General features: G+C 42.5%; 9 protein-coding genes. All 9 read right to left on the reverse strand.

Annotated features, from left to right (window positions below; all coding sequences use genetic code 11):
* Window positions 1-267: 267 nt before the first annotated feature.
* The gene (locus tag B151_RS0103870) at window positions 268-3,348 is read right to left on the reverse strand and encodes an efflux RND transporter permease subunit (RefSeq protein ID WP_083909860.1); all 3,081 of its coding nucleotides are present in this window, start codon (window positions 3,346-3,348) and stop codon (window positions 268-270) included.
* A gap of 180 nt (window positions 3,349-3,528) precedes the next feature.
* A complete protein-coding gene (locus B151_RS0103875; RefSeq protein ID WP_020402288.1) occupies window positions 3,529-4,107 on the reverse strand; it encodes a hypothetical protein in 579 nt (192 codons plus the stop codon).
* A gap of 17 nt (window positions 4,108-4,124) precedes the next feature.
* Window positions 4,125-5,174: a hypothetical protein gene (locus B151_RS0103880; RefSeq protein ID WP_020402289.1), complete on the reverse strand. Its 1,050-nt coding sequence runs from the start codon at window positions 5,172-5,174 to the stop codon at window positions 4,125-4,127.
* A gap of 431 nt (window positions 5,175-5,605) precedes the next feature.
* A complete protein-coding gene (locus tag B151_RS0103885; RefSeq protein WP_020402290.1) occupies window positions 5,606-6,502 on the reverse strand; it encodes a carboxypeptidase-like regulatory domain-containing protein in 897 nt (298 codons plus the stop codon).
* Entirely contained in the window at window positions 6,487-6,807 is a 321-nt protein-coding gene (locus tag B151_RS0103890; protein WP_040516570.1) for a helix-turn-helix domain-containing protein, read from the reverse strand. Before B151_RS0103890 ends, B151_RS0103885 begins: the two co-directional genes overlap by 16 nt.
* A 263-nt stretch (window positions 6,808-7,070) precedes the next feature.
* Window positions 7,071-8,270: a permease gene (locus B151_RS0103895; protein WP_020402292.1), complete on the reverse strand. Its 1,200-nt coding sequence runs from the start codon at window positions 8,268-8,270 to the stop codon at window positions 7,071-7,073.
* Between the two features lie 50 nt (window positions 8,271-8,320).
* Window positions 8,321-10,384 (reverse strand): heavy metal translocating P-type ATPase, encoded by a 2,064-nt coding sequence (locus B151_RS0103900; RefSeq protein WP_020402293.1) that lies wholly within the window; start codon window positions 10,382-10,384, stop codon window positions 8,321-8,323.
* A gap of 24 nt (window positions 10,385-10,408) precedes the next feature.
* Window positions 10,409-11,479: a DUF2231 domain-containing protein gene (locus B151_RS0103905; protein ID WP_020402294.1), complete on the reverse strand. Its 1,071-nt coding sequence runs from the start codon at window positions 11,477-11,479 to the stop codon at window positions 10,409-10,411.
* A gap of 72 nt (window positions 11,480-11,551) precedes the next feature.
* A complete protein-coding gene (locus tag B151_RS0103910) occupies window positions 11,552-13,252 on the reverse strand; it encodes an efflux RND transporter periplasmic adaptor subunit (protein WP_020402295.1) in 1,701 nt (566 codons plus the stop codon).
* Window position 13,253 lies beyond the last annotated feature (1 nt).

Here is a 13,253-nt window from a genome sequence, read left to right on the forward strand (position 1 = left end):
TATTGATCTCTTCTTGCTTTCACTCTTCAGGAATTAAAAATTCAAAATGAAAATTAGTCTCTCCTTAAGGAGAGTATGGCTTCAGCCGGGAGAGGTGTTGGTGCCAGGAAGTTATTATCTGACTTCAACCTCATCGCCCCCGGCTTTCACCCTCCGCCCGACTTCACGTTCGCTCAGTCCGGCACCTCCCTCAAGGGAGGACTTCTTTTCGGTTACATCTAAAAAATTCATCCTTATCTAATTTCCAATTCAAAATTTTCATACTGTTTATCGAGCTGTGCTACGTTCTTTGTTGGATGTTCCCTGTTCCATGTTGGCTGTTCCATTCGTCCACTTAAATACAAGCGGGATCAGGTACAACGTCAACATGGTGCTGGTGATCATACCTCCCATAAGGGCAATAGCCAGTGATTGCCGGAGGATGTATCCGTCCCCAAATGGTATCAGCATAGGTATAAGTGCCAGAATTGTGGTCATACTGGTCATTACAACCGGTCGAAAACGATTAATACCGGCCTGCTTGATGGCTTCTTCCAGATTCCCGGTTTCATCAAAATAACGGCGCATGAAATCTACTTTCAGGATGGAATCGTTGACAGCGATCCCGGTCAGGATCAGGATACCCATAAAAGACAATGCGTTCAGGCTCACCCCGCCGATCCACATGGCAAAGAAGGAACCGATCCAGGCAAAAGGAATGGCCAGGATGATGATAAGCGGATACTTCAGGTTTTCGTACTGGATGGCGAGGATCAGGTAGATCAAAAGTACACTGATAAACAGCAGCCACCCTAATTCTTTCAATAAATTGATGACCTGCAAAGCTGATCCCCGAACCTGAATCTCATAACCCGATTCTTGCATGAACCGATTTACCAATTGCTGAATCTCGCCTCCATCCCACCACCAATCCATAAACGTAAGATCGGAGTTATAGGTTAAAATGGGAGCCTGGCGAATACGTTCAATTTGCTCCGCTTCCTCAATGCGACTGATTTCCACGACATCGGTAAGCGGGATGATCTTGTTCTTGATATCAAGGGTGATTTCTTCCGGATTCAGGCTTTGCTCCTTCTCTCCGATCAGCCGGATGGAAATTTGCTCATCCTGCCGGTTCCAATCGGTGATAAAAGCTCCCCGCGTTAACGATTCCAGGTAACGAATGACTTCATCTTCTGTCAAGTCAAATGCCAGCATGTTTTCTGACCTGAACTGTATCTGATACGCTTGTATTTGCTGTGGATATTTTAGCCGCAGATTCAGTTCATCATAATGTTGCTTCATGAATTTGGCGAACGCTGAAGCAACCCGCTTGCTGAAATTCCGGTCGGTACCAACCACACTAAACTGAACGGGTGCATCCTGCCCTATACCAACTACGCCGGAAGCATCTTCTTCAATTTTCTGAAAGGTCCAGTTGCTATAAGTATCAGCAATCGCCTCCACGATATCATCTACCTGTTCTGCTTCTTCAAAACCGGACACAGGTACTGAGATGGTGAATTTATTCAGTCCTTCGTTGGTAATGGATTTTAGGTTTGTGTTATCGGTATAGCCGCCAAGTGATAAAATATTCGTTCGATCTGTCCGCTCTGACAGTATGTTTGAGACAGTAACAGATGCTTGCTTGGCAGATCTCAGGGCCGTATTCCCGGGCATGGAAACCAGATATTCTACTTTTGAAGGTTCGTCTGCCGGCAACACCGCTTTGGGAATGGTCATAAATGCAAAACCCGCACCGGCAAGTAAAACGATGGCAAATAGAACTAATGGAAATGGTTTTTGAATAACTTTTCCCAGGTTTCGCTCATAAGCCATAACGATAGCATCCAGGCCTGCAGAGACTTTACTGAGCGTTCCTCCTGATTTTGACTTCCTGCTGATCTGAGCCACAAAAACGGGAAGGATAAACAGGGCTACCAGTAATGAGGCGATCAAACTGAATGAAAGCGTGGCCGCCAGATCGCGGAAAAAGGCACCTTCAAATCCGCCCAAAAATATGAGCGGCAAAAATACCGAAATGGTAGTAAACGTAGAAGCGGTAACCGCAAGACTGATTTCCTTTGTTCCTTCTCTTGCGGCTTCAAACCTTCCCAACCCTTTTTGGCGGTAGCGGCTGATGTTTTCCAACACCACTATGGCATTATCCAACAGCAAACCAATACCGAGTGTCAATCCGCTCAGGGAAATGATGTTAAGCTGAATATCGAACAGATACATCACCACAAAGGTGAGAAAAATACTGACCGGAATGGAGATGCCAATAGTAAACGGACTTCGCGCGTCATCCAGGAACAAGAACAACACCAAGAATGCAAGCACGCCCCCGATCAGCAGTGTTTGCAATAAGTTAGAGATCGAATTTTCGATGTAGCTGGCATCTTCCTGGATTACCTCGATCAGGATATCCGGATTTTGGTCACGAATCTCCGTCAACACATTTTCCAGCGTCTCAAATACCTCTACTGTATTTGAACCATATTCTTTTTTGATGAGTACATTCAGCACCTCTTCCCCATCCAACAGTGCAAACGATGTGGGATCTGCTTCTGCCATTTTCACTTCGGCCAATTCTTCCAGAAGCAAAACCCGTCCGCTTGCCAACGAAATGATCGGCGTTTTCCGCAGGTCTTCCAGCGACTCGATCCGGCTTTCGATCTTCAAAGCATAGCGATACCATCCGTCCCGAAGTTCTCCGGGAGAAGAAAAAAGATTCGCCTCCTGTACAGATTGCTGAATTTGCGACAACGATAACCCATACCGATCTATAAATCGTGGGTTGAACTGAATTTGTACTTCGGGTTGAACCTCGCCCACTAACAGTGCCTGGGCAATGCCCTCCTGCTGCTCCAGCCGACGCGTAAATACCTGGTCGGCCCAGCGCTTCAGTGAAAGTCGATTCGAAAACTGTTGATTGGACACATTGGCCAGCTGCAGGGCGATGGTTGCAATGGGTTCATCCGAAGCAGAAGAGTAGACCAGCTGGGGTCGTTCAGCCTGATCAGGGAGCATATAGCGCGCCTGATCCAGTTTCTCCCGCACATTCAGGAAAGCGATGTCCATGTCGAACCCCCACTCGAAAGTGAGGAAGATGAGGCTTTGTCCCTGCCGGGTAAGGGATTCAATTTCCTGTACGCCCCGAACGCCCGAAAGCATACCCTCCAGGGACTCGGTAATACGGAATTCCACTTCCGAAGCAGGTGCCCCGGAGTAGTCGGTTCGTACTAACAGCGTGGGGCGATCAATATCCGGCATCAGTTCAATGGATAAGCGTTCCAATGCAATGCCCCCGAAAATGAGCACCGCCAGAACCAAGATCACCGAAGCTATAGGTTTTTTAAGTAGCAAATAGAGAATTTATTAATACTTAGCGGAGGATAGTAAAATAAAACCAGATATGGAAACTATGGGTTTAGTAGTGGGTATTTTTTAGTTGATGACGAGAAAAGATGAGGAATAGTTTTGATTAGATATTTTTGTTCAGTTTTCATCAGGATCGGGTGGTTGGGGAGGAGTCATAATTCTTATTCATTTATGAATTGAAGAAAGAAGAGACTCAGCTCTATCATAAAAATGGTTGCTTTTTGCTTCGTTATCCTTTTCAGCTACATGAATGATTTGGACAACTCCGTTTTTGTCAGTAAAGAGAGCAACCGGATTTCCAAAATCAAAGTCGTTGTTCAATAATTTTTCTTGAGGATCAATTGTTGTGTAGGGAAATTCAGCATCGTGTAAGCGCTTTAAAAAAGACTTGTTGTGACTGATTAGATAAGTATTAAAATTACCCTCGAATTCTTCATTTAGTTTATTCAAAAGTTCAACTTCATGATCCACGCAATAACCGCATCCATTGTCTGTAAAAAAGACGCTCAATGATAATCCTGCTGAAGATAGTTCAACTTCAGGATGTACAATTTTAGCTGATCTGTTACCTGCTTGTTCAAAACCCCAGCTTTCAGGTTCATTACCACTAAGAATTTGTTCATTTTGTAAATGAACTAACTTATCTATTTGATCTTGCCTAATATGATTAGTGTATAGTAGCCATAAACTAAAAAAAGCGAGAACAATCAGACTAACGAATAGGATCTTTGGCTCAAGTTTCATCTTTGGAAGATTCTGAATTACAATTTGAATTTATACGTCTGCCCATTCTCTAAACTATGTCCTATAAGAACCGCATCTTCTTCATTTACAAAAAATGAAGACAACGCGATGCCAGAGGGTACTTCATATTGATTTACAGGCTCCCCTTCCCATGAATAAACTTGAATGTAGTAGTCTGATCCAGCCTCAGTATTATTCTCTGAATACCCCTTACACAATAGATATAGATGTTTTTCAGTAGAAGAAATAAATGTGTAATACTGAATAGCTTCTCCATCTTTGAAATCTTCAAGAGGATAATTTTCCAAAATATCTTCTCCCTCTATTTTTAGCTCCTTTACTTGTCTTTTTTCCAGATCCACGATCTCTAAAATTGGGTTATGTACACTTGCCAACGCTATTTTTGTACGATCCGGAGAAAGAGTAGGCATTTTGGCATTTATATTAATAGCGGGCATTACTTCATACGGAGTGATCTCAATGTTATTTAATTGAAGAAGCTCATAGGAGTTCTCTTCTATATGAAAGAAAAATACGCCTCTTTTTTCATCTAATCTCTTGTCAAATCGGTCATCATAAATTCCTGCAATAAGTTCTTCATTAATAAAAAATGCTTCACGAATCCCAGATAGTTCTTTGGGAAATTCATATTGATCAATTATTTCCAGTTTTCCAGACCCAATAGAAGCATCCACATCAACTTTAGACAATAGTAATAGTTGAGAATCATATAGAAATGCATTTCTTTTAAATGTATCATAAATGTGAATAGGATAAGGTATCTCTTTAGGCCCATTCCCGGTATTACCAAAATTTGCCTTTACCTTTTCATTTTCTAAAACCCAATACAAATTATCTTCTTGTATAGTACTGGCAATTATTAATGAGTCTAATTGCTGCAAATAAATTATACCTAACACCTTTTCATTAATTGGAAAAGGCTCTGCTTCCAATTTAATACTGTCTTGAAATTTGGTTAAAATTTTTTGGTTGCTATCCTCAGACGTATGAGTACATGAGATGAATAAACTGGCAACTATAATTAGTAAAATATTTTTATGAACCATAACCAAAAGAGTTAAGTTAAAAAAATTAAGCGTTTATGGATACCCATAAACGCTATTTAGAACCTTTTATACCTATTAAGGAATACAAGTTGACTCTGTACCTATACCTCTTCTGAAGTTTCTGTTATTGCATGTCGAGCAATCAGTATATGAATAAGCTAAGTTAATCTTTGAAGATGAATGACATGCGATTTCAGGCTCTATGTGAGCATTAGCCTCCTGGGTTTTGATCATCACTTCTGTTTCATTTAATGTGTTTCCCGTTATAACCACATTTAACGATAATATTGACAAAAGTAATGTTATCCCGAAAAATTTAAATATTGTTTTCATAGCATAATGTATTTGTTAAAGTTGACGGATTTAATTTTCTTAAACATCTTAAATAAATCAAGAACATTTACTTACTACTTTTACTTGCCATTTTTCTATCACTTTAATTCTCTCCCGACGAAATAGAAACATAGCTCAACACCATCTAAAAGCTTTAAAAAACTGCCATTCACATTTTTAGAATTTACGCCCTTTCTTATATAAAATCCTTTAGCTTTAAACCAAACTGGTACATATTTAAATAGTATTCCTCGATCATTTTTATTTAAATCTACATCTATATTTTCTAATGTTAGTAATACATCCTGTTCTATCAATAATTGGTAAGGTGTTAGGTCCACTGTAACAATACCCTCTTCCTGAGAGCTTTCAAGCAATACATTTTCTTTCAAAAGATTATCTCCGATTTCCCCATTATTAAACTCATATATATTGACCCGGAATATCATACTGTCCCCACTGACTCTGGTAATATTAAAGTTTGCACTTTTCAGATATGTAGGTTGCTTAATTCTAATGTGAGCTCCTATCTCATCACCAGGACTATTCCCCATTAAGTTTGTTTCTCCCTGGGGTATTCCTTTCTTCTTGCCAAATATTTTATCTCTCCCCCTGGCCTTATCCACTACATCAAAAGTTTTCAATTCATAGGATTTTGGATTAAGCTTTACTATTGGTTCTTTTAACAAACCTGAAATAGAATATTTCACCGATTCAAATCCTAATGCAGAAAACAACACCGAATCGGCTTTATCTTTCGATACTTTTAACGCAAATTTGCCTTTTTCATCACTAACCGTACCTATTCCGAGTTCTACTATTCCAATATTTACATAAGCCAAAGGTGATTCCGTTGTTTTGTCAATTATCTGACCTTCAAGTTTTTGAGCATTACCATTGTGAATATTCATTAGCAAAACAGTTGATAAAACGATCAAATATTTCATAACTAAAGTCTTAGTAATTAGAGAGTTTAACTTTATAAATTTTTCCATTCATTGGGGTATTTCCGTGTATGCCTCTTTATATATTTACTTAAATCAGTTTCATCTCCAATCCCGAGTTCAAGTCCCAATTCAAAACAGCTTATTTCCGGAAATTCCCTAATCAACTCATGGAATTTCTCTATCCGCAACTCCACCAATTTGGGTTTTGGAGGAACCCCGTAATACTTCTTAAACTTCCTCGAAAAATACTTCGGGCACTTATAACCCATCTTCTGCGCCCACTCGGTTACCGTTCGTATTTCTTTTAAATTCTCCCGTGCTACAGATAGCGCCATTTCCATAGGTACTTTCATATCAAAAGGATCTTGAGTTATAATTTTTAAATTCAGGTTCTGATCATTGCCAAATAAACCTGCACTCAAAATGTCCTTCCAATGGAGGAATAGAACTCACCCCAAAGCGTTTCAACGCTCACTGTCTTATACAGCTGATGAAACCAAGAGTATTTGGACGAGCAATTGTTACATCTCTAAGATTAATTATTTTTAACATTTACGTTTTTACTAATTATACCCTCTTCCCTTGCTTCAATTATATAGCGAAAAGGATAAACGTATCAAACAAGCAGAAAGGCGAGTAACCCTACCACATTGATGGCGATAAATACCCTAACGGCAATGGCCTTTATTTTTCCGCCGCCTTCCATGCTCATCATTTTCATGGAGTGGTTTTTGAGATAGCTTTTATTCTGCCAAACCAGCCAGCCAGCGACCCAAACAAATACGAGGTTCATCCAAAACGTATAATCGATCTTGAATTGGGTGATCTCCGAAACCACGCGCTGACTTTCCGGAGTAATTCCCAATAGCCCGAATAAACCATTCATCAACAAAGCGGTAATTACAATACTTACAAACATGATCCCGGCAATGTAAAGCGCCAATCTCCATCCATAATATTTGGCATTGATATGCACCAGCGGCGGCACCATCAGGTCGGAATAGATAAAGCCCATGATACCGGCAAAAAGCACCCCGTTTTCATTCAATACCGTGGCTAGCGGGATATTCCCCATGGAGCCGATAAACGTGGCGGCAGCTACAAATGGAGCTACCAAAGCATTCTCTAACGTCACCAACCATTCAGGAATACCGGAAGCATTCACCAGAAAAAGTTCACTCCAAAAAGATTCAGGTACTAATACGGCCACAAAACCGGCGATGGTAAACCCGATGAGAATATCTTCCCAAGCCATTTTCCAGTCGTTGACGAATTTATGTCCGACCAGCTGCCAGCCTTCTTTACTCTTGATGCGTTTCTTCCAGTCGAAATCTTCTTCCAGGCCGTCGCCTTCCGATTCTACCTTGTCACGAGCCGCTTCCATCCAGCTTTTGGGATAGGTTAGTTTAATGAGGACACTGCTGATAGCGATCAGCACTAATCCCCCGATGATCTCGGCTGCCAAAAACTGCCATCCCAGAAAAATAAGGATCAGAATCCCCAATTCGATCACCAGGTTGGTAGAGGCAAACATAAAGGCTACACCGGCTATAAAATGGGCCCCCTTTTTGATGAGTGCGCGGGCGGCTGCCAGTGCAGCAAATGAACAGGATGAAGATGCCGCTCCAAAAAGTGTGGATAAAGAAACACTTTTGATACCTCCATCGCCCATATACTTTGTCAGTTTCCCTTTGGGCACGAAGGCTTGTATCATCCCCGATACAAAATATCCGAGCACAAATGCCCACCCCGATTTCCAGAAGAAACCAAGAGCTGTTTTGGTTGATTCGCCATACAATGCTATAAATTCATTCATAATGAATTTGAAGGTTTGTAATTAGAATTAGCATGCCTTGTTTGTGACAATTATTGTTCTTCCATTTTTAGGAAACGGGCATTAACCGCTACGATCACGGTACTTAACGACATTAGAATAGCACCCAAAGCCGGACTTAGAATTATTCCCCATACATACAGAGCTCCCGCTGCCAATGGAATTGCTCCGATATTATATCCGGAGGCCCACCATAAATTCTGCACCATTTTCCGATAGGTAGATTTGGATAAATGAATAAGGGAGGTCACATCTTGTGGGTTATTTTTGACCAGGACAATATCACCTGTTTCAACGGCCACATCCGATCCTGCTCCAATAGCTATTCCCACATTGGCCTGTGCAAGTGCGGGAGCATCATTCACCCCATCACCCGTCATAGCTACTTTTTTCCCCTGATCTTGCACTTCTTTTACCTTGTCTGCTTTTTCATTGGGCAATACTTCGGCAAACACTTGGTCGATCCCCAATTCTCTGGCTACATATTCGGCTGTTTGTCTATTGTCTCCCGTCAGCATGATACACTCGATTCCCATTTTGTGAAGCGCATCAATCGCTTTTTTGGAGGATTCGCGGATCTCATCTCCCAATGCAATGGCTCCCGCCAATTCGTTTTCAATGATCACAAAAACCACGGTTTTGCCCTGTGATGATATTTCCTCGACCTCCTCATTTGGATAACCCATTTCCTGTTCACGGACGTAACCCGGGCTTACCACTTTTACGCTTTTGCCATTCACTTTTCCCTGAATACCTTTGCCGGGGATAGAATCGAAGGCGTCCGGTTCCCAGGTTTCTGCTGCTTTTTCCAAGATTCCTTTGGCCAGCGGATGCTCAGAGTTTTTTTCCAGCGATGCGGCGTATTTTAAGATCTCCTGATCGGAATAAGTTTCTCCAAAGTTCAATATATCAGTTACGGTGAAGGTTCCTTTCGTCAGGGTTCCGGTTTTATCAAAAATGACGGCATCGAGGTTGCGGGCTTCTTCAAAAGCAGTCCGGTCGCGAATCAGAAATCCATTAGTAGCAGCTATACTCGTCGATCTTGAAACCACCAGTGGAATAGCCAATCCCAAGGCATGTGGACAAGTTATGACCATCACCGCAACAGTTCGGTTCATGGCGAAGTCGAGACTTTGTCCGGTGAAAAGGACCCATGCTGCAAAAGTGATCAAGCCGGCAGTAATGGCTAAGATAGTCAGCCAGAATGCAGCCCGATTGGCTAAATCCTGCGTTCTTGATTTACTTTCCTGGGCTTCTTTTACCAACTTCATCACCTGGGATAAAAAGGAATCATCCCCGGTCTTGGAAATTTTTATCGTGATGGAGCCTTTTTCATTAACTGACCCTCCAATTACTTCATCTCCTTTGGTTTTGCTTACGGGTTTCGATTCCCCGGTCAACATGGCTTCATTTACACTGGTCTCACCTTTTACCACAATTCCATCGGCAGGAATTTTTTCTCCCGGCTTGATCAATACGTTATCTCCTTGTATGAGGTCTTCCACCGGTATATCCTCCGTGGAACCGTCATCATTTACTTTATGAGCCTCTCCGGGAAGTAAGGCGGCTAACTCTTCCAACGCGGATGAAGCGCTCATGACAGATCGCATTTCGATCCAATGGCCCAGCAACATAATTCCAACCAGTGTAGATAATTCCCAGTACAGCAGATCTCCCTTAAAGCCGAAAACTACAGCGGTACTATAGAAGTAAGCTATGGAGATAGCTAACCCGATGAGGGTCATCATTCCGGGTTGCTTTTTCTTGAGTTCATCCACCAGGCCGGTTAAAAACGGCTTACCTCCAAAGAAAAATACTCCGGTCGAGAGTATGGCCAGAATCCATGTATCTCCGGTAAAACGCCAATCTACATCCAGAAAATGCTGGATCATGGGAGAAAGCACCATGATCGGGATGGTAAGCCCCAGTACCCACCAAAAACGGAACTTGAAATCCTGAACCATCATTTTATGATGATCGTGGTGCGCATGTCCTCCACTCTTTTTTTGATCGTGTTTGTAGTGATCTGCATGATCATGCCCGCCTTTACCGTGATGATCATGTTGATTGGAATGTTGATGATGTTCGTGATTCATGGCATGCTCCTTTATTTAATTCTTCTACAGCTGACTCAGCTCAATCTCTGAGATCAAAACTGAACCTTCTCCGCTTAATTTTATGCCTACACTTCCGGCTTTCGGGGCATCTCCGTGTCCGTGTACTTTCATTGCTTTATTTACATATCCGCGGAAGTGTGATCCATCACCTACCACACGAACAAATATCTCGCCGTTTGGTTCAAAGGTTCCTTCTTCAAAGATGGCTGTTTCTCCGTTATCCACTCTGCCCTGACGTATTATGCCCTCATCATTCAGAGATACAAAATCATAGTTTTCGGTATCCTGTACATGATGAATGAGTTCTACTTCTCCATCCAGATTATCCAGATTCAGATAATAGTCGATTTGAACATCCCGGTATTCTTTGCGGGTGACAAACATATTCGTTTGATCGCTAAGCTCTATTTTAAGTTTTGGGGATTCAGCAGACACTACCACCGGTTTCAGATCCTGAACGGTTCCTTCTACCCATTTAAAATTGGTAATCAGATCACTTACAGCATTTGAACTTACTGACCAATTCCAATCTCCGTTTTCTTTCTTATGGAATGATGAAACAGCGTTCAAACTATCCGGCGAAGCAAACGTTTCCGGCTCTTCTTGCTGTAGAAGCTGACCGGTTCCGGCACCATATCCATATACCATTTTTCCACCGTATTCTGCCGTCTCAAAGATCATGAACAATCCCGGTAAAACGGTGATAAAAGCTATGATCTTGAAGCTCTTTCGCTCAAAAAGATCAAACCAATGAAAAGCCATTCTTAACAAAGCGTAAAGCACAAAGAACCAAAGCAAATACCGGGCCCATTCGGCGTGTTCGCTTAACACCGATTGTGCTTCAGTCGGCAGAAAAACAGTATCTGCGGCAATGGTTCCACTGTAGTAGGTAATTCCGGCGAAAATGGCACCAGCCACATACAGAATCGTGTTTTTGGTCTCATCCCACCATGTAGAGGGAACAAAAAGAGTTACAAGATTCGCCAGTGCAGCAACCACCAAAATGGCGATTGGGAAATGTACCAGCAAAGGATGAATGTTTGGAGCCCATTGGGGGGTTAATATAAATTCCATAACGAGAAGGGTTTTATTGGGTTACACATTTATTCTGTCGGTGTCTTAATTAATCACTGTCAGGTAAGTATGTCAATTAAGTCTTTCTACGGTCTCTCCGCAATTATGCATCTTAGAACCATAAAATGGATTAGTAATGCTTTCTTTATCGCTGATCCAGGTACTGCCTCCATCATACATCGGGCAGTATTGTTTGTATAATGTTCCATCATAACCTTCTTCTTCAACACGTTCGGTCAGCATTCCGGAGATCACCTTGAACTCAGCCCTCAACTCCTCTATATCTCCAAATTCCTCTTTCGAAAAAGTGGTGATATAATCCTGAGCTGCATCAAAATCATCTTTCGTTAAGGCTTCTTTTAGCTTCAGGTATTCCGGGATCAATACACTCAGGCCTTTGTCTGCTTGTAGACTTCCGGACATTTGATGTTGCGAATGATCTTCCATCGGTTCCATTTCATTGGAGTTCATATCCATACCGCCATGATCGTGAGCACCACGATTGGCTCCGGTTCCGGGCTCCCGGTTCATCATACTTAGTTTGTCGCTGAGTTGGGCAGCGGCATCCACTTTAAAAGTGCCATTGGTTACCACTTCTTCTCCTACTTCTAATCCGGCTTCTATCACATACTCATTACCGGCTCGTATCCCCAGTGTGACTTCCCGCGCCTCAAAAGCCGGTGTACCGGAGGTGGAAACATCCACAAACACAATTGAACGCGATCCCGTCCACAGTACAGCACTCCGGGGAACCAAAAGTTGTGGCTGCCCTTCTTTTTTGGAAGTGATAATTCCTTCAGCAAACATGCCGGGCTTCATGCGGTTCTGATCATTATCTGCGGTGATCCGTACATTGACCGTGCGTGAACTTTCATCCAAAAAAGGCTCAATAAAATTCACTTTTCCTGTGAAGGTATTTCCCGGAAGAGAACTCACTGTAAAATTCACTTCATCTCCCCTTTCCAGCTGACTCACCGTCGACTCAAACGCCTCAAATTCCACCCATACTTTGGAGAGATCGGCTACCCGGTATAACATTGATCCTTCGTTGATGTGGTCTTCCCTGGAAATGTCGATCTGGGAAACATAACCGGAGACGGGCGAGAAGAAATCCAGTTCTTCCATTACCTCTCCGGAACGTTCGATCTGATTGATGGTTTCAGCCGGAAATTCCCAGAGCAAGAGCTTACGTCGTGCCGCCTCATACAACTTCGGATTCTGCTCTTTAAAGCGAGCCGTTTCCAGCAATTCCCGCTGGGCAGTGATCAATTCCGGGGAATAGATCGAAGCCAATTTCTGTCCCTTACGCACATAATCGCCAATGTAATCTACATACAACTCCCGGACTCGTCCCGGAAAATGCGCCGTCACATTCGACACTAAATTCTGGTTCACCACCACTTTTCCCGGTAAACGTGCTTCCATCACGGGAATGCCTGTTCTCACCGGCGTGGTTTCGATCTCTGCCAATGCCAAAGCCGCTTCAGAAAACTGAATGGCATTCTCTCCCAGCGATTGGGACTCATCGCTATTCATATCATCTGCAGGAATAAGCTCCATCCCACAAATGGGACAATTCCCCGGCTCACTTTCCCTGATCTGAGGGTGCATGCTGCAGGTGTATACGATCTCTCCCTTTTCATTGGTGTGGGTTTCAGAAATGTGCTCATCCAGGCTCTGGGGTTCCGCCGATCCTCCTCCAAAAAAGAGATATCCCAGCAGTAATCCGCCGAGTATAAATGCTGAGTAAATAAGTATGTTTTTAGTATTCATG

The sequence above is a fragment of the Gracilimonas tropica DSM 19535 genome, from assembly GCF_000375425.1.
Classification (GTDB): domain Bacteria; phylum Bacteroidota; class Rhodothermia; order Balneolales; family Balneolaceae; genus Gracilimonas; species Gracilimonas tropica.